This is a genomic window from Ralstonia sp. RL (assembly GCF_001683835.1).
In the GTDB taxonomy this organism is placed as follows: domain Bacteria; phylum Pseudomonadota; class Gammaproteobacteria; order Burkholderiales; family Burkholderiaceae; genus Ralstonia; species Ralstonia mannitolilytica.
This window is the reverse complement of sequence record NZ_LWRX01000247.1, coordinates 99,272-122,965: the sequence shown is the minus strand read 5'-3', so window position 1 is coordinate 122,965 and position 23,694 is coordinate 99,272. Positions and strand designations below refer to the sequence as shown.

The window sequence follows — 23,694 nt, the reverse complement described above, 5'->3', positions numbered from 1 at the left end:
CGCCTTACTACTGTTGATTGGGCGCGACGATTCCGAACCGCTCCATCTGCCGATAGACCGTCGCACGCGCGATGCCAAGCTCGTGCGCGACCTGCGTAATGCGCCACTTGTTGCGGCGCAGGGCGGCCAGCAGCGCTTCGCGCTCGTTGCCGGCAGCTGCCTCGGCCGCGGCAGGAACCGCCGACGGCATGCTCCCGGTCGAGCCCTCCAGAATCTCGGGCGGCAAGGCATCGACGTCGATCAAGCCGTTGTCGCTCATGGCCAGCGCGAAACGCAGCACGTTGCGCAGCTGGCGGACATTGCCCTGCCACGGGTAATTGCGCAGCAGGGCCAGCGCGGCCGGTGCGAGCTCCGCCTGCATGTCGAGCTGGCGCGCCTCTTCCTCGACGATGCGGCCGATCAGGTAATCCTTGTCGCGCCGCTCGCGCAGCGTCGGCAGGTGCAGCGTTGCGCCGCATAGCCGGTAGTAGAGGTCCTCGCGAAAGCGCTGCTCGGCAATCAGCTGACGCAGGTCGCGGTGCGAGGCGGCAATCACGCGCAGGTCAACGGGAATCGGTTTTTCCGAGCCGAGCGGCATCACCTCGCGTTCGGACAGCACGCGCAGCAGCCGGCTCTGCAGGTGCAGTGGCATGTCGCCGATTTCATCGAGGAAGAGCGTACCGCCATCCGACTGTGCGATCAGGCCTCGCATGCCCTTGCTGCGGGCGCCCGTGAACGTGCCGGGCGTGTAGCCGAACAGTTCGCTCTCGATCAGCGATTCGGGAATCGCGGCGCAGTTGACGGCGACGAACGCCTTGCCGCGGCGCTCGCTCGCACTGTGCAGCGCCTTGGCGAGGACCTCCTTGCCGGTACCGGTCTCGCCCTGCACCAGGATGTTGAGCGGCTTGTTGGCCAGGCGCTTGGCCTGCAGGATGAGCCGCTGCATGTGCGGATCGTCTGCGCCGAGGGCGTCCAGCGCTGCGCTCGCCTCGGGGCTCGGCAAGGCGGGCTGTGCCGCGGCCGATGGCATCGACGGCTTGCTCGGCGCACCGCGCGGCGGAATCCCGGTGGCGTAGTACACGCCGTGGTCGAACATCCGCACCGCCGTGCGCTCCGACGAGGTGCCCGCGCGGGCAATGCGCCACAGCTCGCTCATGTCTTCGCGAAACACTTCCGTGAGCAGATGCCCGCGCACGTCGGCATGCGGATCGCTCTGAAGCCGCAGCTTGCGCCGCCCGCCGCTGTTGATGCCGCGGATGATGCCGTCGGCATCGAAGGCGATCATGATTTCGCTGTCCACATCGACCAGGGACCACGTCGAGCCCAGCCGCAGAATCCATTGGTCGCGGAAGTAGCGCAGGAAGTTGGCGTCTTCGATCTTCTGCGCATACATGGCCGTCATCTGCAGCGCGAGGTGCTGCCCTTCGCGTGGAGCCGGTGCGCTCAGCGCCGACACGTCGAGCACGCCCAGGAAGTTGCCCGTCGGGTCGAACAGCGGCGCGCTGTTGCAGGTGAGCGAGATGTGGCAGGCGTCGAAGTGGTCGGTCTGGTGGCATGTGACCGGGGCCTGCTCGACGATGCACGTGCCGACCGCGCAGGTGCCGGCGCGCGATTCGCTCCAGTCGGCGCCCAGATAGAGGCCGGAGCGCTTGAGTTCGCGGTCGAGGTGGTCGTTGCCGATGAAGTCGACCGTGACGCCATAGGCGTCGGTCAGCAGCAGCACGTAGTCGAGGCCGGAGACGCGCTTGTAGAGCTGCTCCATGCCGGTGCGGGCGACGCTCAGGAAATCCTCGATCTGGTCTTTGTGCTCGCGCAGCTGATGCGCCTCGACGATGTACGCGGGCGTCGGGCGGCTGGGGTCGCGGCCGTAGTCGTCCAGGCAGCGCCGCCACGAGCGCTCGATGACGCCGTGCGCCTCCCCCGGCTGCTGCGAAAAGGCGAGCAGCCGCTCGATATGTGCGCGGTGTGCTTTTTGCTGCACGACTGTCTCCTTGGCCGCCGCATTGGAAGGGATGCGGAGCCCATGCCGCCGGTCTCGTGCCGGTCGTTGAGGGGCCCGCGATGCGGTCTACGCTAATCGATTTGCCCGGTCACCGCAACGTGCCGGCGACCAGGCCGGCGGGCCTAGATGTCCTGCCGTTTCAATGCCCCGGCAATGTATTCCGCCTGCCGGATGGCCAGCGCCACGATGGTGAGCGTGGGGTTGGCCGCGGAGCTCGACGTGAACTGGCTGCCGTCGGAAATGAACAGGTTCTTCACGTCGTGCGCCTGGCCCCACTTGTTGACCACGCCATCGCGGGCATTGGCGCTCATGCGGTTGGTGCCCATGTTGTGGCTGGCCGGATAGGCCGGCATGTCGATCACGCGGGTCGCGCCCACCGCTTCCGACACCTTGCGCCACTGCACGAGGCCGTGCGCCGTGATCTTCTCGTCGTTCTCGTGATAGGTCTTGGTGACAATGGGGATGGGCAGGCCGTACTGATCCTTCTCGGTCGGATGCAGCGTGATGCTGTTCTGCTCGCGCGCCAGGTCTTCACCGCATACCCAGACACAACTCATGTGGTCGTACATTTCCAGGGCCGAGGTAAAGTCGCGCCCCCAGCCGCCCGGCTTCATGAACGCCGCCGTGTACGGCAGGTGAATCGCCAGGCCCTCAAGGTAGTAGCCGCCGACAAACCCGCGCTTGGTGTTCAGCGGCACCTCGTCAGCCACCACGGCGGCAATGTCGAAGCCGCGGTACATGTAGACCGGCTTCTTGTGGATCGACACCGCCGCCGCCGTGGCGTGGTTCATGTAGTTCCTGCCCACCTGCCCCGACGAGTTCGCCATCCCGTCCGGAAACATGCTCGACGCCGAATTCAGCAGCAGCCGCGGCGACTCGATCGAATTACCGGCCACGCACACCACGCGCGCCTTCTGCAGCTGCTTGCGGCCCTTGTTGTCGACGTAGAGCACGCCGTTGGCACGGCCCTGCTTGTCGTGCTGGATCTGCAGCACCATCGATTCGGGCCGCAGTTCAACGTTGCCCGTGGCCTGCGCGCGCGGCACTTCCGTATAGAGCGTGGACCACTTCGCACCGATCTTGCAGCCCTGCATGCAGAAACCGATCTGCATGCAGCCGGGCCGGCCGTCGTACGGTTCGGAGTTGGACGCCGCCGGGCGGACGATGTGCTTGTAGCCGACCTTCTTCGCGCCCGCCTCGATCACCTTGTAGTGGTTGTTCGGCGGCATCGGCGGCAGGCCGCTGGCCTTTGTGCCGCATACGCCCATCTTTTTCTCTGCCAGTTCGTAATACGGCTCGAGTTCTGCCAGCGTGATGGGCCAGTCGAGCACGTTGGCGCCTTGGATCGCGCCATACGTAGTCCTGGTGTGGAAGTCGTGCTCCTGGAACCGCAGCGCCACGCCCGACCAGTGCACCGTCGAGCCGCCCACGCCCTTCACAATCCAGGCCGGCAGGTTCGGATACGTCTTGGTGTGATGCCAGCCGCCGGCCGAGGTGCGCTTGTCGAGCCACGAGATCTTGTTGAACATCGCCCATTCGTCGTTCTCGAAATCGGCCTGCGTGTAGTGCTTGCCGGCTTCCAGAACCACGCATTTGACGCCGCGCTGCGCCAGTTCGTTGGCCAGCGTGCCGCCGCCTGCCCCCGAACCGACAATCACGACGACGCTGTCATCGTCGAGCGAGAACCTTGCCTGATCCGCCATGATGGTTGTCTCCTGTTTTGTTGTGTGCCGGCTCAGAGCCAGTCGATATCGTCAAAGCCGCGGTGCAGGTAGCCGCCCTTCTGCCACGACGAGCCCTCGTAGCCGAACAGCGGCCACAGCTTCTTGTTGTTGTAGAGCCCCGTGACCAGGTCGCCCTGGACCTTCTTGAAGAAGGGCGTGGGTTCGATGTCCTTGAGCAGCGCCACGCGTTCGCTCTCGGTTTTGACCTGGGCATAGGGCACGCCATAGCGCTGCCTTGCGCGTTGATCCAGGTCCTTCACGCCGTCGGTCAGCAGCGTTCTTACCGCCTGGTCCTTGGCGGAGGCGGCGTCATAGGGCGCGACCGCCTCCACGTAGAACGTGTCGGATAGCTTGTCGTGCGGATAGATGTCGCGCGCCATGCGCACCAGCGTCTTGCCGGTGGCCGTACCGAGGCGCGGAAAGCTCTGCGTGACCGCCACGTCCTTGCTGGCCGCCATGGCCGCCGGGATGACCGTGACGCCGATCGCGGCCAGGCCGCTGCCGCGCAGGAAGCCTCGGCGCGACACCTTCGGTTGTTTGTCCAGTACGCGCATGGCGGGGCCAGCGGGTGCCGTGGGTTTCATGGTGATTGCCTCCTTTTGTGGGCGGGCACAGGGCGCGCCTCGTTTTGTGGATATGCACTGCGTTGGCCGTGGGATCACGGGCCCGCCGCGGCGGACAGGGGGCCCGGCGCCGGTCGGCGCGCGCGGCGTGGTCGAGAGGGGCCGCCCGGATCGTCGTGTTCGCCAAGCACGTCGATGAGCATGTGGTGCAGGCGCTCGGCCAGGACGGTCGCCATCAGCGGCGTGCCGAGCTCTTCCGCACACGACGTCGTGCAGGCCTGCAAGCGCGCGACGTCGGCGGTGTCCGCGCCCAGCACGCTGCACAGCAGCGGCCAGTCAGGAGGTGAAAGCAGCGTGCCGCAGGTGAGCAAGGCGCCGGTGCGCCGCCGGACCTGGGCGAGCCCAACGATCTTGCGCTGGCCGACAACGACTTCCCACGGCGACAGGCCGCCAAAGCAGGCCCACTTGAGCGACGGGTCCGGGCGCGCCGCCTGCAGCGCCTCGGGCGCCACCGCATGGGCGGCCATGCCGAGATCGCGCAGCAGGCCCGCATGCAGCATCCCGAGCCAGCGGTAGCTGGACACCGTGCCGGTCGCGAGCAACGGGTGGTCTGCAGGCAGCACGATCGACGCGGACAGCATCCACGGCCCCGTCAGCACCGCGCCGCCTCCGGCATCGCGCACGACCACCGGCGTACGGCCGCCCGCCAGCTGCGCATGCAGCGTGGCCTGCGCGCGGCCGAGCACGACACCGGGCGCCGCATAGGTCCACAGCCGCACGGCGGGCCGCAGAACCGGCTGCGCAAGCTGCGCGCGGTTCCACGCCTGCTCCTGCGCGCAGTGGATGCCGTCGGCAAGAAAGGCGGGCGCGAGCATCACAGGCCTTCCGAGGTTTCCAACCGCGTGCGCAGGTCGGTCAGGAAGCGCGCGGCCGGGTAGCCGTCCACAGCGCGGTGATCGAAGACGAGATGCAGGCCCATCATCGGCGCGATCACGATGCTGTCGTTGCGCACCACCACGCGCCTGGCAACGCGCGTCACGCCGAGGATGGCGACCTGCGGCACGTTGATGATCGGGGTGAAGCTGTCGATACCGGTCATGCCCAGGTTGGTGACGGTGAACGTGCCCTGCTGGTAGCTGCCCGGTGACAGCGTGCCCGCCCGCGCGCCTTCCGCCAGGCGGCGGCTCTCGGCGGCAATGTCGGCCACCGGCTTCGTATCGACCTGGCGCAGCACCGGCACCATCAGCCCCTCGTCGAGGCTGACGGCCAGGCCGATGTTGACGTCGGGCATCAGCTCGACTTCCTTTTCCACCACGCGGGCGTTCAGGCGCGGATGCTCGCGCAGCGTCAGCGCCACAGCGCGCAGCACGAAGGCCGTCAGCGTGACCTTGCACTGCGGCCCGAGCTGCTGCTGCAGGGCCTGCACGGCGGCTTCCAACCGGGTGGCATCCACCTCGATCGACTGCGCCACGCGCGGCACCTGCCACGCGGCGCCCATGGAGCGCGCGATGGCGCCGCGCATGCCGGCGAGCGGCACGACACGGCGCGCGCCGGCCTCCGGCACGGAAGCAAGGTCGTGGCTCATGCCTTGGGCTCCAGCCGTGCGAGGACGGCGCTGCGCCCGAAGGTGTCCTGCGCGGCCACCTCCAGCGCGGCGACCACGCCGTCGGCCGGCGCCGTTACCTCATGCGTGGTCTTGACGAGCTCCACCACCGCCAACGGCTGCCCGGCGCTCACCGCCTCCCCGGGCTTGACGAGCCACTCCTGCAACAGGGCCTCGGTGCCCTCTTCCACGTCCTGCCAGGCGGCGTCAGACATCAATACGTCGATCATGCTGCTTCTCGCTTGAGTGAATAGGAAACGGGTTGGTGCTGCACCAGCGCACGCACCTGCGCGGCGATGCTGTCGACCTGCGGAATGACGAACTGCTCGAGCGGCCGGGAGTACGGGATGGGCACGTCGGGCACCGCCACGCGCCGCACGGGCGCGCGCAATGCCACGGTGTCGAGGTTCTCCGCCACGATGGCGGCAATCTCGCCAGACAGGCCGAAGCTGAGGTAGTCCTCGTCGGCCACCAGCAGACGGCCGGTCTTGGCCACCGAGCGCAGCACGGCCTGGCGGTCGAGCGGCACGATGGTGCGCAGGTCGATCACCTCAACGTCAATGCCCTCGGCGGCGAGCTGCTCGGCCGCCAACAATGACTTCTGCACCATCTGCGAGAGCGTGACGATGGTCACGTCGCGGCCTTCGCGCGCCACGCGCGCCTGCCCGAAGGGGATCGTGTAGGCCTCTTCGGGGACCGCGTTCGTGCTGCCCTCGAAGTAGGACATCCACGACAGGCCCATGATGCCCTTGTGGTAGCAGAAGATGACGGGGTTGTCGTCGCGGATGGCCTGGATCATCAGGCCCTTGGCGTCGTATGCGTTGGACGGTACGACCACCTTCATCCCTGGCATGTGCGCAAAGCTCGCGTACAGGCATTGCGAGTGCTGGGCCGCATCGTTGTAGCCGCCGCCGATGCCGGTGGTGATGACCGCCGGCAGCGCGACACGGCCACCGGACATGTAGGTGTTCTTGGCCAGATGGTTGTAGATCTGGTCGAAGCACACCCCGAAGAAATCCACGAACATCAGCTCGGCGATGGGGCGCAGGCCTTCTGCCGCTGCGCCCAGCGCCGCCCCGATGAAGGCCGTCTCCGAGATCGGCGTGTCCATGATGCGATCCGGCCCGAAGCGGTCGAGCAACCCAGTGGTCGCGCTGAAAATGCCGCCGTACTTGCCGATGTCTTCGCCCATGACGAAGACACGCGGGTCGCGCTCCATTTCCTGGCCGATGGCTTCGGAAATGGCCTGCGCCATGGTGAGGGTGCGCGCGCCCTGCGCCGCGCCTTGTGAGGCTTGCATGGTGAGTCTCCTGGAATGGCCGCAGGGGCTGCTTAGTGGACGAAAACGTGGTTCAGCGCGTCGCTCGGCTCGGGGTACGGGCTGTTGCGGCCGAAGTCGTAGGCCGCGTCGATGCGCGCAGCGATTGCGGCCCGCAGTGCGGCATCCGCGTTGTCATCGAGCAGGCCCGACGCACGCAGGCTGCTGCCGAGCAGGTTGATGGGATCGGACTCGCGCAGGTGCTTCGCCTCGTCCTTCGGGCGATAGGTTTCGGGGTCGCCCTGGAAATGGCCGAGGTAGCGGTCGGTCTTCACCTCGATCAGCGTGGGGCCCTCGCCGCGGCGCGCCCGGGCCACGGCCTGGCCGGCGGCGCGATACACCGCCACGGCATCATTGCGATCGACCAGCACGCCCGGCATGCCATAGCCGGCCGCGCGCACGTCGTTGGACGGCACCGCCGTCGATTCGGATTTCTCGACCGAGATGCCGTACTTGTTGTCTTCGCAGATGAAGATGACGGGCAGCTTCCACAGCGCGGCCAGGTTCAGCGATTCGTGGAACGCGCCCTGGTTGGCCGCGCCTTCGCCGAACACGGCGACCGCCACCCAATCCTTGTTGAGCTTGCGTGCCGCGAGCGCGGCGCCGCAGGCCTGCGGCATGCTCGCGCCCACGATGCCGCTGCAGGAGAACTTCGTCTCGGGGTGGAACAGGTGCATATGGCCGCCCTTGCCGCGGCCCAGGCCCGTGGCCTTGCCGAAGATCTCGGCCGTCATCTCGTCAAGCGGCACGCCCTTGGAGATGGCGAAATGGTGGGCACGGTGCGGCCCGACCACGGTGTCTTCGGGCCGCAGGTGCGCACATACGCCGACGGCCACCGGCTCCTGCCCTGCCGACAGGTGCATCTCCCCCGGCACGGGGCCGGCGCCAATGTCAAACGCCAGGCCCTTCTGAATCTTCGGCGGCAGCTTGCCTTCCAGATAGACCTTCGCCATGGTCTCTTCATATTGGCGAATCTCGATCATCTTCTCGTACATCCACAGAAGATGTTGCGGTGTGGGGTCCATGCAAAGTCTCCTCTTGCTCTCGTATTGGTGTCCGGCTGCTGGGCCGGCTGACCGGGAATTGCAAGAGGGGTGCCAGCTGCAACAGGCTGGGCGGCTCGAGCGGGAGCATCTGCCGCAAAGCCTTGTGGCAAAAGGCTTCGCGGCCATGGTGTGCGAGATGGGTGCGCGCTTCAGGATGTCTCAACTGCGGGCCGTGCAGCGAGACACCCGTCGCAGCGAACGAGACAGATGTCTCAGTCGGCTGCCGTCATCCATCGCGCGCCTCAGGGGCGGTCGCAAGCGGAAAGCGGATGCAGAACCGTGCGCAGGCCGCGCCAAAGAAAAAGGGCCCGAAGGCCCTTTCCCGTGGTTCCACTGCCAGACAGTTCACGCTGCCGGAATGCGCAGCTTCTGGCCCGGATAGATCTTGTTCGGGTCCGACAGCATCGGCTTGTTGGCCTCGAAGATGACCGGGTACTTGTTCGCATCGCCATAGAACTTCTTGGCGATGGCCGAGAGCGTGTCGCCGCGCTCGACGGTGTGCCATTGCGACTCGGCCGACTCCGTGTTGACCGACATCTGGTCATCCACCGACTTGATGCCCTCGACATTGCCGCAGCACAGGATGATCTTCTCGCGCGTTGCCTGATCGGGTGCCACGCCAAACACCTTGGCCGTGTCACCTTCGACCTGCACCGAGAGCGCCGTGGCGCTCAGGCCCTGCTTGGCGATGTAGTCCTGGATCGCCTGGCCCTTGGCGTCGTCCGCGGCCTTTGCGGCATCCGCGTCGGCCGGTGCGGCGGCAGGGGCGGCGGCCGCACTGCCGTGGAAGAGCTTCTCGCCAGCTTCCTTGATGAAGTCAAAAAAACCCATAACGACCTCCTTGTGTCAACAACGGGGAACGAGGAAAGCGGAAAAGGCGCGTGGGGGCGCGCGCCTTCCGCGGCAGTGTAGCCGGTCGCCCACCTTGTCTCCATGACAGTCGGGGCGCAAATGCAAACTGTGCGCCTGCCAACGCACGTGGGAAGTCGTTTTCATTTGCAGTGCTGCAACGCAACAAAATCACTGGCACACTGTCCGACTGTTATCGAAACCACTTGCGATCGCTCGGGCAGCACAGGCACCATCGTTCTCATCCGAGCCATCCGCCGCCGTCATGCACCGTACGTGGATGAAGTCCATCACCCGGCTGGTCGACGCCCTTGCCTCGCCGGGGTTCGGCCGCCAGTCGTGGCCGCCCAAGCCCGTCAAGCCCGCGAAGCCGGCCGCCCGTCGCGACGGGCCCCGCCGCCTGCGCCCGACCCCGACGGAGGGCGCGTTCGTGCGCGAGCAGTTCATCTATGAACCCGAGTCCCCCGCCGTGGTGGCACGCCGGCCGGAATACTGGCTCTACACACCGCCTGCGCGCGGCAGCAAGCCACCGGCGCTCATGGTCATGCTGCATGGCTGCAAGCAGTCGGCCGAAGTGCTCGCACATGGCACGCGCATGAACGCGCTCGCAGACCGCGAAGGCTTCATCGTGCTGTATCCGGAGCAACCGCGCCGCGCGCATCCGCAGTGTTGCTGGCATTGGTACGACCCCGAGCATACGGGAGCACGCGAGGCTGACGGCCTCGTGCAGCTCGTTGAACAGACCGTGGCGCGCACGGGTGCGGACCCGTCGCGGGTCTATCTCGCAGGGTTGTCGGCGGGCGCAGGCCTGGCGGGGTTGATGGCGCTGCGTCATCCGACGCTGTTCGCGGCGTTGGCCTTGCACTCCGGCTCGGCCCTCGGCGTGGCCCGGTCGGCGGCTTCCGCATTGAACCTGATGCGCCGTGGTGCGCGCGTCGATGTGGTGGATGCGCTCTCCGGCCTGGTGAATGTGGCCACCTACCCCGGCATGCCGACGATGATCCTGCACGGCCTGCGCGACGAAGCCGTCAACCCGGCCAACCAGTTGCAGCTGGCCGCGCAGTTTCGCGCGCTGAACCACCTCGGCGACACCAACGGCGTCTCGCGCGAGACCGTGCGCGGCGAAGGCTTCGTCCTGCGTAACGACATGCGCGACGGTGAATGCGTGGTCAGCCTGTGCCAAATCGCCGCCACGGGCCACGCCTGGAGCGGGGGCGACCCGCGCTATGCGTTTCACGCGCCCGGGCCGGATGCCACCTGGCTGTGGTGGCAATTCGCGCGGCAGCACGCGCGTGCCGAAGCCCTGGCGGCATAAGCGCCGTCAGAGATCGATCGACTGCTGCACGGCATTGCGCCCAAGCAGCGCATCGACCAGCCCGTAGCCGCGTGTAAGGCCGGCATCTTCGGCGTGCGCGCGCGTGGGCAGCGGCCGCTCGTCATGCGAATGGGCGACGAGCGTCTCCACCGCTGTCGGATCCGCCCCCGACTCGCAGATGCGCACCACAAAGTCCCATTGCGACGGCGCCGTTGCGCCTTCGCCGGACGCCCGCTCCGCGCGCGGAATGGCCAGCACGTAGACGTCGAAGCCCTTGTAGAACTCGGTGCGCCAATTCGATTGCACTGTCATGTTGCCTCCTGGAGAAACGGCCCGAAGGTACGTTGACCGTGCCGGGCGCTGCATCACAGACCGTGTTCGCAAAAAACAAGCCGGTCCAGGACCGGCTTGCCGTTGCAGCGTCAGTATCAGCACTCGCCCTTGCGTGCGTGGCCCGGCGGGCAGTGATAGCGGCCATGGCCGCGCCCGTGTCCGTCGTCGTCGCGATCCCAGCCGCCTTCACGCAATACCCAGCCACGCGGACCCTGCTCCCAGCGTGGCTCGCGCCAGTAATAGCCTGGCCGGGCATGCACGCGATATCCGGAGCGCCAGACATAACGCCCGTCACGCCATTGCCAGTAACCGGGCGTCCAGACATAGCCGGGCGGCAGGACCGGCACGGCTTCATAGCGAGGCGGCGGCGGAGCGTAGCTCGGCCCGATCTGCACCCCAATGGAAACCTGAGCCTGTGCCGGCAGAGCGATCGAACCGGCCAATCCGGCTGCCACCAGGCAGGCGGCGAGCATCCATGCGTTCTTCTTCATATCAGGACCTCCTTCAAGGCAATCGAGCTTGATTCGATCGTAGCATCGCGCACCTCGACCGGCTCTAGGGTGTTACGCAGCGTTACCTTCGTTACGGGAGACCGACAATGTGTTCACGTTTGTGTGACGTTGTGGGCGAGGCTCCTCCAGCCACGCACAGAATGCCTGCACCACTTCGTCGCCCAGGTTGCGCGCGGGGCAGTACCAGTAGTAGCTGCGCGCGCTCAACGCAAGGTCCGGAAAGGGGGCCACCAGACGCCCCTCCTCCAGGTCCTCGGTGATGAGCGCCGAGGGCCCCATCGCCACACCGAGCCCGTCGATCGCGGCCTGGATCGACAGATAGAAATGCTCGAACGTGAGCGCATGCGCCGGCCGCAGGTTCGGCACCTCCGCGAGCACGAGCCAGCTCGGCCACACCGAGGGCAACGTATCGGAATGCAGCAGCGTGTGATGGCGCAAATCCGATGGCGCCCGCAACGGCACGCGTTCGAGCAGCGCCGGGCTGCATACCGGAAAGCGACTCTCGTCGAGGAACCGGCCCGAGCGGAATCCCGCGTGGATCTCCGGCCCGCCACGGATGATCACGTCGAAATGGTCGGGCAAGTCTTCGATGTCGTCGGTGGAGGTGGTGAGCCGCACCTCCACCCGCGGAAACCGCATCTGAAATGTCGAAAGCCGCGGAATCAGCCAGCGCATCGTGAAGGTCGGGATGCTGTTCACGCGCAGAATGCGCGCCGCATCGCGATCACGCAGTGCCTGGCTGGCCATGCTGATGCGATCGAGCGCGACACCGATCTCGGACAGGTAACGCTGGCCGGCGTCGGTCAGCTCGACGCGGCGATTCAGCCGTCGGAACAACACGACGCCGAGCCACGCTTCCAGCGCGCGGATCTGCCGGCTGATGGCGCCATGCGTGACGTTGAGCTCTTCGCCGGCGCGCGTGAAGCTCAGATGGCGGGCCGCCGATTCAAAGGCGCGCACCGCGTTCAGTGGGGGCAGCTGGCGCATTCACGTGAGTTTTTTGCACAGATCGGGTCAGTATATATCGATTGTGAATCCCTCTTTCTGGGGATACGCTGGCGCTTCTTCATCCAATCCATGCGATATCGGGTGAGAAAAATCCACCCGATCACACATCGCCATCGTGACCCCCGCCGTCATCGCTCTCGTCCTGTGCGCCGCGCTGCTTCATGCGTCTTGGAATGCGCTGCTCAAAAGCGGCACCGACCGCCTGCGCGCCATCACGCTGATGACGCTGGCCTCGGGCGTGGCGGCCGTGCCGATGGCGATCGCCCTGCCGCTGCCCGCCCCGGCGGCTTGGCCGTACGTCGCGGTCTCGGCCGTACTGCACGTCGGGTACAACGTCTTCCTCGCGCGCGCCTACCGGTTCGGAGAGTTCGGGCAGGTCTATCCCATCGCGCGGGGCTCGTCGCCGCTGCTGGTGACGGTCGGTGCCGCCCTGTTTGCGGGCGAGATGCCCGGCGCGATCGCGCTGACCGGCGTGGTACTGGTCAGCGGCGGCATCTTGAGCCTGGCGCGCGGCCGCAAGGCAGACGTCGGCTCGACGCTGGCTGCGCTGGCCACCGGTGTGTTCATCGCCTGCTACACGGTGTGCGACGGCATCGGCGCGCGCGCGGCGGGCAACGCCAACGCCTATTCGGCGTGGCTGTTCATGCTCGATGGCCTGCCGATGGTGCTGCTGTATCGCGTGTGGAAGGGCCCGCTGAACATCGACGTGCGCGACGCCGACACGCTCAAGGCGTTCGGCGGCGGCGTGGTGTCGCTGGCCGCGTACGGCATCGTCATCTGGGCCGTCACGCTCGCGCCGATGGGCCCGGTATCGGCCCTGCGCGAAACGTCGGTGGTATTTGCTGCACTGCTCGGCCGCGTGTTCCTGAAGGAGTCGCTCACCGCGCGACGCCTGTCGGCCTGCTCCGTGATTGCCCTGGGCGCCTATTGCCTGGGCCATCCGGCCTGAGCGTCGCGCTCACGTCTTGCGCGGCGGATACCGGACTTCAAGGATGTCGATCTGCTCCACGCCCGTGGGCGTGCGCAGCGGCACCGTATCGCCTTCACGCGCCTTGATGAGCGCGCGCGCAATCGGCGAGATCCAGCTCACGTGACCCTTGTCGAGATCGACCTCGTCCATGCCGACGATCGTGATGGTGGTTTCCTCGCCGGCCTGGTTCGCATAGGTGACCGTGGCGCCGAAGAAGATCTGGTCGTTGTCGCCCTGCAGGCTGGCGTCGACCACCTCGGCCTTTTCGATGCGGCGCGTGAGGAAGCGGATGCGCCGATCGATTTCGCGCAGCCGCTTCTTGCCGTAGAGGTAGTCGCCGTTCTCGGAGCGGTCGCCATTTGACGCGGCCCACGACACGATGCCCACCACTTCGGGCCGCTCGGTGTCGATCAGGTGCATCAGCTCGGTGCGCAGGCGCTCGTACCCCGCAGGTGTGATGTAGTTCTTCGACCCCGGCGGCAGCGGCGCAGCACCTTCGGGCAGGTCGTCTTCATCGTCGCCGGCATCTTCCCGGACGAAAGCCTTGTTCATGGTCGGACCAACGGTAAAGCCTGATGGATCAAGGCTCCATTATAGAAAGGTGGCCCCGTCGACAACTCCAGCGAAGAAAAAGTGAAGAAGGGGGTTCACAAGATCGAAAATCTCTGTATAATCTCATTTCTCGGTTGCGGCTGTAGCTCAGTTGGATAGAGTACTTGGCTACGAACCAAGGGGTCGTGGGTTCGAATCCTGCCAGCCGCGCCAACCTCATTCAAAAAGGGCTTCCAGAAATGGAAGCCCTTTTCTTTTGCCCGTTCGACAGGCTCGGGGCACGACCTCACGCCGACGTGCTTCGCGCGTGGATCACAAACAAAAAAGCGAAGCCTCGTGGCCTCGCCTTCTTGGTTCCTCGCTCGGGCAGGACGTCAGTCGCCGCCACGATCCCGCGCAATGCGGATCACATCCGGGTTGCGCCGCAGCGCGCGCATCACGTCTGCCAGGTGCACGCGGTCATGCACCTGGATCAGGAACGTCATGAACGTCGCCTCCTGGTCGCCCTCCTGCTCCATCGACACATGCGCCACGTTGGCGTCGGCCGACGTAAGGTCCGCCGCCACGCGCGCGAGAATGCCCTTGGTGTTGCGCACCAGCACCTTGATCGACACATCGAAGGCGCGCGTCGTGTGCTCGGCCCACATGACGTCGATCCAGTGTTCCGGATCCTTGCCGTGCAGCCGCTTGGCGACGCGGCACTCCTGCACGTGGATCTGCAGCCCTTCGCCCTTGCCGATGTAGCCGACGATCGGGTCGCCGGGGATGGGCCGGCAGCACGGCGAGAACACCATCGCCATGCCCTCGTCGCCGCTGACCGTGACGGCCGGTGCCTCGTCGCCCGCAAAGGTATGGACCGCGGCCATCAGCGCCTCGTCGCCCTCGTGTCCGGCATCCTGCAGGACGATCTCGATGCGGCGCGCCACCACGGCGGCCACCCTGCGCCCGAGCGCCAGGTCTGCGAAGACGTCTTCGCGCGCCTTGTTGCCCGTCCACTGCACGATGCGCTCCCACACCGGCGCCGGCACGGCCTTCATGTCGATACCGAGCTGGCGCAGGGCCTGATCGAGCAGGCGTTCGCCCAGCTGAATCGCCTCGTCCAGCTTGGCCGTCTTGAGGAAATGACGGATGGCCGCACGCGCCTTGCCCGTGCGCACAAACGTGAGCCAGGCCGGATTCGGCTTGGAGTACGGCGCGGTCACCACTTCAACGATGTCGCCGTTCTTGAGTTCGGTACGCAGCGGCAGCAGCTCGTTGTTGATCTTGACCGCCACGCACTGGTTGCCCAGATCGCTGTGCACGGCATAGGCGAAATCCAGCGCCGTGGCGCCGCGCGGCAGTGCGCGGATCTCGCCCTTGGGCGTGAACACATAGACGGCATCGGGGAACAGGTCGATCTTGACGTGCTCGAGAAACTCCTGCGAATCGCCCGTCTGGCTCTGGATATCCAGCAGCGACTGCAACCACTGATGCGCCTGCTGCTGCGCGCGATCGGGCTCGTCGTGATGCTGCTTGTACATCCAGTGCGCGGCCACGCCGGCTTCCGCGATCTGGTTCATCTCGCGCGTGCGGATCTGGAACTCCACCGGCGTGCCGAACGGGCCCACCAGCGTCGTGTGCAGCGACTGGTAACCGTTGATCTTCGGAATGGCGATGTAGTCCTTGAACTTGCCGGGCATCGGCTTGTAGAGGCTGTGCAGCGCGCCCATCGCCATGTAGCACTGCATCTGCGTGTCGACCACCACGCGAAAACCGTACACGTCCAGCACCTGCGAAAACGACAGCTGCTTGTCGTGCATCTTGCGATAGATGCTGTAGAGCGTCTTCTCGCGGCCGGTCATCTCGGCCGGGATGCCGGCATCCGTCAGGGCCCGCTGCGCGGCCTCAAGGATGCGACTCACCACTTCGCGCCGGTTGCCGCGCGCCGCCTTGACGGCCTTCTCGAGCGTGGCATACCGGAACGGCGACCCGATGCGGAAGCTCAGTTCCTGCAGCTCGCGATACGTCGTGTTCAGACCGAGCCGGTGCGCGATCGGCGCGTAGATCTCCATCGTCTCGCCCGCGATGCGGCGGCGCTTCTCGGGCGGTACATGGTCGAGCGTGCGCATGTTGTGCGTACGGTCGGCCAGCTTGACGAGGATCACGCGCACATCGCGCGCCATCGCGAGCAGCATCTTGCGGAAGCTCTCGGCCTGCGCCTGCTCGCGGCTCTGGAATTCGAGCTTGTCCAGCTTGGTCAACCCATCGACGAGTTCCGCGACCTTCGGGCCGAATTTCTCGGCGAGTTCGCTCTTGGTGACGCCCTGGTCTTCGATCACGTCGTGCAGCAATGCCGCCATGATCGATTGCACGTCGAGCTTCCAGCCGGCGCAGATTTCCGCCACCGCCACCGGGTGCGTGATGTACGGCTCGCCGCTCTGGCGGTACTGGCCGAGGTGCGCCTCATCGGAGAAGTGGAATGCCTCCTTCACCAGCTTGAGGTCAGCGGGCTTCAGGTACGACAGTTTCTCTGTGAGCCCCGCGATGGAAACGACCTGCTGGCGCGGCGGCGCGGCCGGCTGCGAAGTCGGGCCGAACAGGTGCCGGTAAGTCTGCTCCAGCACCGCATCGATGAAGAGGGTGTCGCCGGCCTCCGGCTTGGCGGCCGGAGTGGCCGCGTCGGCGGCAGGGCTCTTGTGGGATTTGGGCGGCAGTGCCGACCGCTCCCCTACCAGGTCGGCGCCACGCGGGTCAGGCAGGTTCGGCGCGCCCGTGCGAGGCGACGTGGGGCCGGAAGCGGATGACGGCATGGAGACCAACGAAGCGGAGGAAGACCCAGATGGCGGCACCGACTCGGCCGGCGCGCTGCCGGACGGTCCCGCCGGCGGCACGTGGTTCTCGTGCGTGGCGGGACGTTTGGTCCTGGGAGAAGAGGAAGCAGGCGAGGTAGGCATGCCGGGTCTCGGGCAATCGCGGCTTTCACATCCATGAAAGATCGCACGAACGATCCATCGCCGCGATCAGTGACCGGGGCAGCGTACCACGCCAGGCAATGCGTCAGCTCAGGAAGGGACCTTCTTGAGCATTTCGATACCGACCTGGCCGGCGGCGATCTCGCGCAGCGCGATCACGGTGGGCTTGTCCTTGGCATCGACCTTGGGCGTGTGGCCCTGCACCAACTGACGCGCGCGGTACGTTGCGGCCAGCGCCAGTTCGAAGCGGTTCGGAATCTGTTTCAAGCAATCTTCGACGGTAATACGCGCCATGAAAACTCCACCTGGTGGCAAATCTTGTTGATCTCGGTATTTTAGCAGCAGCACAGCCCTCGCCTCGCAGCCGGCGGCGGCACGAGCGCTACCACACTTTTGCCGGTGCACCGGAAAACCCGGGCGCACCGCACGGCTCAATGGATGCCCAGTTCCACGAAAAGCTCGCCGTGGCGCGCCTTCTGTGCACCGAAACGCAGCCGCGTCGCCTGCACGACCGTGCGAAGTTCGGTGAGTGCCGTGTTGAAATCTTCGTTGATGATCACGTAGTCGGCTTCGGGCGCGTGGGCCATCTCGGAGCCGGCGGCGAGCAGGCGGCGCACGATCACATTGGGTTCGTCCTGGCCGCGCTTCTTCAGGCGGTCTTCCAGCGCCGTGAGCGATGGCGGCAGGATGAAGATCTCCACCGCGTTGGCAAAACGGCGGTGCACCTGCTGCGCACCCTGCCAGTCGATCTCCAGCAGGACGTCGGTGCCGGCGCGCATCTGCTCTTCGATCCACACGCGCGAGGTGGCGTAGTAGTTGCCGTGCACCTCCGCCCATTCGAGGAACTCGCCGCGGTCACGGCAGGCCTTGAATTCCTCCACGGTCATGAAGTTGTATTCGCGGCCATGCTGCTCGCCCGGGCGCGGCTTGCGCGTGGTGGCCGAGATCGACAGCCGGATCGATGGATCCTGCGCCAGCAGCGCGTTCACCAGCGTCGACTTGCCGGCGCCAGACGGCGCCACGACCATGAACAGGCTGCCCGGAAAATGGTTCTCGATGGGCGTATCAACGGCGGAGTGCGCTTGAGGGGATGGCATGTTCTCGTTCTGTCGTGCTGAGGGTGTTATTCGAGGTTCTGGACCTGCTCGCGCATCTGCTCGATGAGCAGCTTCAGCTCCATCGACGCGTCCGCCAGTTCCTTGGCGGCGGCCTTCGAGCCGAGCGTGTTGGCCTCCCGGTTGAGCTCCTGCATCATGAAATCCAGGCGTTTGCCGATCTGGCCGCCCTTCTCCAGGATGTGGCGCGTCTCACGCAGGTGCGCCTGCAGGCGCGAGAGCTCTTCGGCGATGTCGATGCGGATGCCGTAGACGGTCGCCTCCTGACGGATCCGCTCGGAGAGCTCGTCGCGGGTGAGCGCCGGCGTGCCTTCCGGCGCGGCGAGCCCGAACGCTTCGCGCAGGCGCTCCGTCAGCTTGTCCTGATGCTGCTGGATCAGCACGGGCACCATCGGCGTCAACCGATCGACGATCGCCAGCATCGCGTCGACGCGCTCCAGCAACACGGCCTTGAGCGCATCGCCTTCGCGGCGGCGCGACTCCAGAAGTTGCTTGAGCGCCTCTTTGGCGGCGTCGATCACGGCATCGCGCAGAGCGTCCTGCGTCAGTTGCGGCTCTGCGAGCACTCCGGGCCAGCGCAGGATCTCGCCCATGCGCAGCGATCCCGAAGCGGGCAGATGACGGGTGACTTCCTGCTCCAGCTTCACCAGCTGTTGCAGCACGTCGACATTGAGGGCGGCGACATCGCTGGCGGCTTCCTGGCGCTGGAGGTTGATCCGGCATTCGAGCTTGCCCCGCGACAGCGCGCTCATGAGCATCTCGCGCAGGGCCGGCTCGAAGGCGCGGCACTCTTCCGGCGCGCGGAACAGCAGGTCGAGGAAGCGCGAATTGACGGTGCGGAATTCGACCGACACGGTGGCAACGCCGCCGCTGGGTGCGCCATGCGCATCGGTAAAGGCTGCCTGGCGTGTAGCGACGCCGTAGCCGGTCATACTGTGGATCATGGAATCGTGGTGTGTTCTGGATACGGATCGGGAATCCGGCGGCGTCTTTTCAGGCCCCGAATTGGCGGGGAATCCCCCACCTTTTGTCGCTTTACAACGTATGGACTGCTCGGGGAGAATCCGTCAGCCATTTCGCGATACAAACCCATGACAGAGTCAAAAGGCTCAGGACAGCCACGCAGTGCGCCGCTGCCGGTCGGCACGTTGCTGTCCAACTATCGTATTGTAAAGAAGTTGGCCAGCGGGGGGTTCAGCTTCGTCTATCTCGCCACCGACGAGCATGGGACGCCGGTGGCCGTGAAGGAATACCTGCCGTCGTCACTGGCCCGTCGCGCGCCCGGCGAGCTGATCCCCGTCGTGCCGGAAGAAAGCGCAAGCGCGTTCCGCCTGGGGCTCAAGTATTTCTTTGAAGAAGGCCGGTCGCTGGCCAGGATTTCGCACCCCGCCATCGTGCGCGTGCTGAATTTCTTCCGGGAAAACGGCACCGTCTACATGGTGATGGCGTACGAGCAGGGCAAAACGCTGCAGGAGCACATTCTCGCCGCGCGCCAGCAGGGCAAGCTGAAGATGCTGCGTGAGCGTTTCATTCGCCAGGTCTTCCACGACCTGATGAGCGGTCTGCGCGAAGTCCACATCCACAAGCTGCTCCACCTCGACATCAAGCCTGGCAACATCTATCTGCGCGAAGACCACTCGCCGATCCTGCTCGACTTTGGCGCGGCACGGCAGACGCTGACTGCCGAGGCGTCGCGCTTCCAGCCGATGTATACGCCCGGCTTTGCCGCGCCGGAGCTGTATCGCAAGCACAACGAACTGGGGCCGTGGACCGACATCTACAGCATCGGCGCCACGATCTACGCCTGCATGGCCGGCACGCCGCCCCAGGAAGCCACGCAGCGCGAAAAGGAGGACAAGCTCGAAGAAGGCCTGGAGCGCCTGCGCAAGGTCTATACGAGCAGCCTGATCGACCTGGTCGGCTGGTGCCTGAAGCTGAAGCCGGAAGAGCGCCCGCAAAGCGTCTTCCGCCTGCAGAAGGTGTTGCGCGAAGAGAGCAATGCCCTGACCGAGATGCAGGCTCTGACTGCCGTCACGCTGGGCGGTCCCGTGCCGGACGAAAAAGAGCCGCTGACCACGCGATTCATGAGCCTGTTGCGCCGCCGGGACAACTGACCCGCTCGCGCGGAGTATGATTTTTACATTCCAACGGTGCAGCACTGGACGCGACCAGCCGCTGCACCGTTTTCCCTTTTGATCGAAACCTCACTGCCACGATGCGTTTCTCGGTTTATCAAGAAAGCAAGAAGGGCGCGCGACGCGTCAACCAGGACCGCATGGGCTACTGCTTCACGCGCGACGCCATGCTCATGGTGCTGTGCGACGGTCTGGGCGGACACTCCCTGGGCGAAGTCGCGGCCCAGCAGGCGCTGCAGACCATGGCGCGCCAGTTCCAGCGCCACGCCCGCCCGTCCATCCGCAATCCGCGCGATTTCCTGCATGAAGGCATCATGCTCGCGCACCGCGACATCCACCGCTATGCCGAGACCAACGGCCTGCCCGATGCACCGCGCACGACGATCGTCTGCGCCCTGGCGCAGCGCGGTGCCCTGCATTGGGCGCACGCGGGCGACTCGCGCATGTACCTGATGCGCAAAGGCGCGCTCGTCACGCGCACGCGCGATCACTCCAAGATCGAGAACCTGCTGCAGCAAGACCGCGTGCTGCCGATGCAGGTGGCCAACCATCCCGAGCGCAACAAGATCTACAACTGCCTGGGCTCACCCAACCTGCCGCTGATCGACATCGGCGGGCCGGTCAACCTGGAGCCCGGCGACGTCGCCATGCTGTGCTCCGACGGCCTGTGGGGCAGCGTGCAGGAAGACGAACTGGTCGACACCTGCACGAGCTTCTCCGTCACGCAGGCCATTCCGGAGCTCATCGCGCGCGCCCTGCGCAACGCCGGCGACACGGCGGACAACACCACGGCCATCGCCATGATGTGGGAACTCGATGCGGTGACGACCACGCAGGATTCGGTGCAGACCGACACCCTGCCGCTGAACGCCTTCACCACGTCCATCCTTGACGCGCCCAGCGGCGAATCGGGGCTGATGTCGGAGGAAGAGATCGAGCGCTCGATCGCCGAGATCCGCGCCGCCATCGACAAGACGAGCAACCTGACGCGCTGAGCCGCTGGTCTGCACGCCGCCGGCCCGCCCTGCCAGCATCACGCTGGCAGCGCGGGCCGGTATCATGTCGGGCTACACGTTTTCTCAAGCGAGACCCCACATGCGACCCAGCGGCCGCCAGCCCGACCAACTCCGCCCCGTCACCCTCACCCGCCACTTCACACGCCATGCCGAAGGCTCGGTGCTGGTGTGCTTTGGCGACACGCAAGTGCTCTGCACGGCAAGCGTGCTGCCCAAGGTGCCGCCCCACAAGAAAGGCAGCGGCGAAGGCTGGGTGACGGCCGAATACGGCATGCTGCCGCGCTCGACGCACACCCGCTCCGACCGCGAAGCCGCGCGCGGCAAGCAGACCGGCCGCACGCAGGAGATCCAGCGCCTGATCGGCCGCGCGATGCGCTCGGTGTTTGACCTGGCCGCACTGGGCGAACATACCCTGCACCTCGATTGCGACGTGCTGCAGGCGGACGGCGGCACGCGCACCGCCAGCATTACCGGCGCATTCGTCGCCGCACATGACGCCGTTTCGGTGATGCGCGAAAGAGGCCTGCTCGTGGGCGAGCCCATCCGCGATTTCGTGGCGGCCGTCTCGGTCGGCGTGGTCGACGGCGTGCCGGTGCTCGACCTCGACTACCCCGAAGACTCCGCGTGCGACACCGACATGAACGTCGTCATGACGGGCAGCGGCGGCTTTGTGGAGGTGCAGGGCACGGCCGAAGGCACGCCCTTCACGCGCGCCGAAATGGAGGCGCTGCTCGGCCTCGCCGACAAGGGCATCCGCGAACTAATCGGCCTGCAGAAGCAGGCGCTGGGCCTGTGAGCGCAACCGTCGCGGCAGCCATGCGCAAGATCGTGCTCGCCTCCAACAACGCCGGCAAGCTGGCGGAATTCAACGCCCTGCTCGCCCCGCTCGGCTTCGACGTGACGCCGCAGGGCGCACTGGGTATTCCCGAAGCGGAAGAACCGTACGCCACGTTCGTGGAAAACGCGCTGACCAAGGCGCGCCATGCAAGCCGCGCGTCGGGCCTGCCGGCGCTGGCCGACGACTCCGGCATCTGCGTGCATGCGCTGGGCGGCGCACCCGGCGTGTACTCCGCCCGCTATGCGCAACTGGCCGGCGAAGAGAAGTCCGACGCCGCCAACAACGCCCGCCTCGTGCGCGAGCTCGCAGGCAAGGCCGACCGCGGCGCGCACTATGTTTGTGTGCTCGTCTATGTGCGCCATGCCGACGACCCACAGCCCATCATCGCCGAGGGCAACTGGTTCGGCCAGGTGATCGACACTCCGCGCGGCGACGGTGGCTTCGGCTACGACCCGCATTTCCTGCTCCCGGACCTCGGCAAGACTGCGGCCGAACTGTCCAAGGCCGAGAAGAACCGCGTGAGCCATCGGGCACAGGCGCTCGGACGGTTGGTCCAGCGCCTGCGCCAGTTTGACAACGCCTGACGTTTCCATGATCCCGATTCATCCAGCCGGCGCTGGCAGGACGCCCCCCGCGCCACCCGCCGAGACGGGCGACAAGGTCACCTCCGTCTTTTTGCAGCCCGGCAAGATCAGCCTGCCCGCCTCGCCGCCGCTGTCCCTGTACGTGCACGTGCCGTGGTGCGTGCGCAAGTGCCCGTACTGCGATTTCAACTCGCATGCGGAGCCGGAACACGGCATCCCGGAAGCGCGCTTCCTGGCGGCCGTGCGGCAGGACCTGGAGGCCGCGCTGCCGATGGTCTGGGGCCGCCCCGTGCACACCATCTTCATCGGCGGAGGCACGCCGAGCCTGCTCTCCGCGCAGGGACTGGACCGCCTGCTGTCGGACATCCGCATGCTGCTGCCCGTGGACGCCGATGCCGAGATCACGATGGAAGCCAACCCGGGCACGTTCGAAGCCGAGCGCTTCCGCAGCTACCGCGCCAGCGGGGTGAACCGGCTGTCGATCGGCATCCAGAGCTTCAATGACAAGCACCTGCAGGCGCTGGGCCGCATCCACAGCGCGGCCGAGGCGCGTGCCGCCATCGAGATCGCCCGGGCACACTTCGACAACATCAACCTCGACCTGATGTTCGCGCTGCCCGGCCAGACCCTCGCCGAATGCGAGGCCGACGTGGAAGCCGCGCTGTCGTTCGAGACGAACCACGTGTCGCTGTATCACCTGACGCTGGAGCCGAACACGTACTTCGCCAAGTACCCGCCCGCACTGCCGGACGACGACACGGCGTTTGCGATGCAGGACTGGATTCACGCGCGGCTGGCCGCGGCGGGCTACCAGCACTACGAGGTGTCGGCATATGCCAGGCCCGGCAAACGCTGCAAGCACAACCTGAACTACTGGCAGTTCGGCGATTACCTCGGCATCGGGCCGGGTGCCCACGGCAAGCTCAGCTTTCCGCACCGGGTCATCCGCGAGATGCGGCACAAGCATCCGGACACGTATCTGCGCAACGCCGAGAGCGCCGGCGGCGCGGCGCTCGTGCAGGAGCAGCGGGAAGTGGACGCGGCCGACCTGCCGTTCGAATTCATGCTCAACGCGCTGCGCCTGACGGACGGTTTCCCCGTCACGCTGTTCCAGGAGCGCACCGGCCTGCCGCTGCGTTCCATCGAGCGCGAACTCGATGCGGCCGAGCAGCGCGGCCTGCTCACGCGCGACCACGTGGCCATCCGCCCCACCGAGCTTGGCCAGCGATTCCTGAACGACCTGCAGGCGCTGTTCCTGTCCGACGACGAAAACTGACAGCG

General features: G+C 66.3%; 25 protein-coding genes and 1 tRNA gene. 9 read left to right on the top strand and 17 right to left on the bottom strand.

The window, feature by feature from the left end:
• Positions 1–7: 7 nt before the first annotated feature.
• The 9 genes from A6M56_RS22710 to lysM form a co-directional block, all read right to left on the bottom strand.
• A complete protein-coding gene (locus A6M56_RS22710; RefSeq protein ID WP_045787260.1) occupies positions 8–1,960 on the bottom strand; it encodes a sigma-54-dependent Fis family transcriptional regulator in 1,953 nt (650 codons plus the stop codon).
• Between the two features lie 143 nt (positions 1,961–2,103).
• Positions 2,104–3,684: a GMC family oxidoreductase gene (locus A6M56_RS22705; protein WP_102079950.1), complete on the bottom strand. Its 1,581-nt coding sequence runs from the start codon at positions 3,682–3,684 to the stop codon at positions 2,104–2,106.
• A 32-nt stretch (positions 3,685–3,716) separates the two neighbouring features.
• Entirely contained in the window at positions 3,717–4,289 is a 573-nt protein-coding gene (locus A6M56_RS22700) for a twin-arginine translocation signal domain-containing protein (RefSeq protein ID WP_102079951.1), read from the bottom strand.
• Between the two features lie 74 nt (positions 4,290–4,363).
• The gene (locus tag A6M56_RS22695) at positions 4,364–5,143 is read right to left on the bottom strand and encodes a lipoate--protein ligase family protein (RefSeq protein WP_052698612.1); all 780 of its coding nucleotides are present in this window, start codon (positions 5,141–5,143) and stop codon (positions 4,364–4,366) included.
• Positions 5,143–5,853 carry a dihydrolipoamide acetyltransferase family protein gene (locus tag A6M56_RS22690; RefSeq protein WP_102079952.1) on the bottom strand — a complete coding sequence of 237 codons (711 nt, stop codon included), beginning with the start codon at positions 5,851–5,853 and terminating at the stop codon, positions 5,143–5,145. The genes A6M56_RS22695 and A6M56_RS22690 overlap by 1 nt, the downstream gene beginning before the upstream one ends.
• Complete coding sequence (locus tag A6M56_RS22685; RefSeq protein WP_045787264.1) at positions 5,850–6,101, bottom strand: lipoyl domain-containing protein; 252 nt, start codon at positions 6,099–6,101, stop codon at positions 5,850–5,852. Before A6M56_RS22685 ends, A6M56_RS22690 begins: the two co-directional genes overlap by 4 nt.
• Positions 6,098–7,171, bottom strand: a complete 1,074-nt coding sequence (locus tag A6M56_RS22680) for an alpha-ketoacid dehydrogenase subunit beta (protein ID WP_045787265.1) — start codon at positions 7,169–7,171, stop codon at positions 6,098–6,100. The genes A6M56_RS22685 and A6M56_RS22680 overlap by 4 nt, the downstream gene beginning before the upstream one ends.
• Positions 7,172–7,203: 32 nt before the next feature.
• Complete coding sequence (locus A6M56_RS22675; protein ID WP_102079953.1) at positions 7,204–8,214, bottom strand: thiamine pyrophosphate-dependent dehydrogenase E1 component subunit alpha; 1,011 nt, start codon at positions 8,212–8,214, stop codon at positions 7,204–7,206.
• A 366-nt stretch (positions 8,215–8,580) separates the two neighbouring features.
• Complete coding sequence (lysM, locus tag A6M56_RS22670) at positions 8,581–9,066, bottom strand: peptidoglycan-binding protein LysM (RefSeq protein ID WP_062738351.1); 486 nt, start codon at positions 9,064–9,066, stop codon at positions 8,581–8,583.
• Between the two features lie 298 nt (positions 9,067–9,364).
• Between lysM and A6M56_RS22665 the strand changes: the two genes are divergently transcribed.
• Entirely contained in the window at positions 9,365–10,399 is a 1,035-nt protein-coding gene (locus tag A6M56_RS22665) for an extracellular catalytic domain type 1 short-chain-length polyhydroxyalkanoate depolymerase (protein ID WP_286758448.1), read from the top strand.
• Positions 10,400–10,405: 6 nt separating this feature from the next.
• Here A6M56_RS22665 and A6M56_RS22660 read toward each other — a convergent pair whose 3' ends face one another.
• The 3 genes from A6M56_RS22660 to A6M56_RS22650 all read right to left on the bottom strand — a co-directional run bounded on the left by A6M56_RS22660 (position 10,406) and on the right by A6M56_RS22650 (position 12,231).
• Positions 10,406–10,711 (bottom strand): hypothetical protein, encoded by a 306-nt coding sequence (locus A6M56_RS22660; protein WP_045787268.1) that lies wholly within the window; start codon positions 10,709–10,711, stop codon positions 10,406–10,408.
• 116 nt (positions 10,712–10,827) lie between these two features.
• Positions 10,828–11,223 carry a YXWGXW repeat-containing protein gene (locus A6M56_RS22655; RefSeq protein WP_102079954.1) on the bottom strand — a complete coding sequence of 132 codons (396 nt, stop codon included), beginning with the start codon at positions 11,221–11,223 and terminating at the stop codon, positions 10,828–10,830.
• A gap of 72 nt (positions 11,224–11,295) precedes the next feature.
• Positions 11,296–12,231, bottom strand: coding sequence for a transcriptional regulator GcvA (locus A6M56_RS22650; RefSeq protein WP_102079955.1), 936 nt, complete (start codon positions 12,229–12,231; stop codon positions 11,296–11,298).
• Between the two features lie 136 nt (positions 12,232–12,367).
• Between A6M56_RS22650 and A6M56_RS22645 the strand changes: the two genes are divergently transcribed.
• Positions 12,368–13,201, top strand: coding sequence for an EamA family transporter (locus A6M56_RS22645; RefSeq protein WP_045787271.1), 834 nt, complete (start codon positions 12,368–12,370; stop codon positions 13,199–13,201).
• A gap of 9 nt (positions 13,202–13,210) precedes the next feature.
• On the opposite strand, the gene greB is transcribed toward A6M56_RS22645, so the two are convergent.
• On the bottom strand, positions 13,211–13,774 hold the full coding sequence (gene greB / locus A6M56_RS22640) for a transcription elongation factor GreB (RefSeq protein ID WP_062738347.1): 564 nt from the start codon (positions 13,772–13,774) through the stop codon (positions 13,211–13,213).
• 136 nt (positions 13,775–13,910) lie between these two features.
• Between greB and A6M56_RS22635 the strand changes: the two genes are divergently transcribed.
• A tRNA-Arg gene (locus A6M56_RS22635) sits at positions 13,911–13,987 on the top strand.
• A gap of 161 nt (positions 13,988–14,148) precedes the next feature.
• Here the strand turns inward: A6M56_RS22635 and A6M56_RS22630 are convergent.
• Complete coding sequence (locus A6M56_RS22630; RefSeq protein ID WP_045787273.1) at positions 14,149–16,563, bottom strand: RelA/SpoT family protein; 2,415 nt, start codon at positions 16,561–16,563, stop codon at positions 14,149–14,151.
• On the opposite strand from A6M56_RS22630, the gene A6M56_RS22625 reads away from it, so the two are divergent.
• Entirely contained in the window at positions 16,562–16,744 is a 183-nt protein-coding gene (locus A6M56_RS22625; protein WP_045787274.1) for a hypothetical protein, read from the top strand. The two genes, A6M56_RS22630 and A6M56_RS22625, sit on opposite strands and share 2 nt — an antisense overlap.
• Before the next feature lie 71 nt (positions 16,745–16,815).
• Here A6M56_RS22625 and rpoZ read toward each other — a convergent pair whose 3' ends face one another.
• The 3 genes from rpoZ to A6M56_RS22610 all read right to left on the bottom strand — a co-directional run bounded on the left by rpoZ (position 16,816) and on the right by A6M56_RS22610 (position 18,784).
• Positions 16,816–17,019 carry a DNA-directed RNA polymerase subunit omega gene (gene rpoZ, locus A6M56_RS22620; protein ID WP_045787275.1) on the bottom strand — a complete coding sequence of 68 codons (204 nt, stop codon included), beginning with the start codon at positions 17,017–17,019 and terminating at the stop codon, positions 16,816–16,818.
• Between the two features lie 137 nt (positions 17,020–17,156).
• On the bottom strand, positions 17,157–17,822 hold the full coding sequence (gene gmk, locus A6M56_RS22615; RefSeq protein ID WP_045787276.1) for a guanylate kinase: 666 nt from the start codon (positions 17,820–17,822) through the stop codon (positions 17,157–17,159).
• 26 nt (positions 17,823–17,848) lie between these two features.
• Complete coding sequence (locus A6M56_RS22610) at positions 17,849–18,784, bottom strand: YicC/YloC family endoribonuclease (RefSeq protein WP_045787277.1); 936 nt, start codon at positions 18,782–18,784, stop codon at positions 17,849–17,851.
• A gap of 147 nt (positions 18,785–18,931) precedes the next feature.
• On the opposite strand from A6M56_RS22610, the gene A6M56_RS22605 reads away from it, so the two are divergent.
• The 5 genes from A6M56_RS22605 (at position 18,932) to hemW (ending at position 23,689) form a co-directional block, all read left to right on the top strand.
• Positions 18,932–19,954: a serine/threonine-protein kinase gene (locus A6M56_RS22605; RefSeq protein WP_045787278.1), complete on the top strand. Its 1,023-nt coding sequence runs from the start codon at positions 18,932–18,934 to the stop codon at positions 19,952–19,954.
• 101 nt (positions 19,955–20,055) lie between these two features.
• Positions 20,056–20,970: a PP2C family protein-serine/threonine phosphatase gene (locus tag A6M56_RS22600; RefSeq protein ID WP_045787279.1), complete on the top strand. Its 915-nt coding sequence runs from the start codon at positions 20,056–20,058 to the stop codon at positions 20,968–20,970.
• A gap of 100 nt (positions 20,971–21,070) precedes the next feature.
• Complete coding sequence (rph, locus tag A6M56_RS22595; protein ID WP_045787280.1) at positions 21,071–21,787, top strand: ribonuclease PH; 717 nt, start codon at positions 21,071–21,073, stop codon at positions 21,785–21,787.
• A gap of 20 nt (positions 21,788–21,807) precedes the next feature.
• Positions 21,808–22,413, top strand: a complete 606-nt coding sequence (gene rdgB / locus A6M56_RS22590) for an RdgB/HAM1 family non-canonical purine NTP pyrophosphatase (RefSeq protein ID WP_045787903.1) — start codon at positions 21,808–21,810, stop codon at positions 22,411–22,413.
• A 7-nt stretch (positions 22,414–22,420) separates the two neighbouring features.
• Positions 22,421–23,689: a radical SAM family heme chaperone HemW gene (hemW, locus tag A6M56_RS22585; RefSeq protein WP_045787281.1), complete on the top strand. Its 1,269-nt coding sequence runs from the start codon at positions 22,421–22,423 to the stop codon at positions 23,687–23,689.
• Positions 23,690–23,694 lie beyond the last annotated feature (5 nt).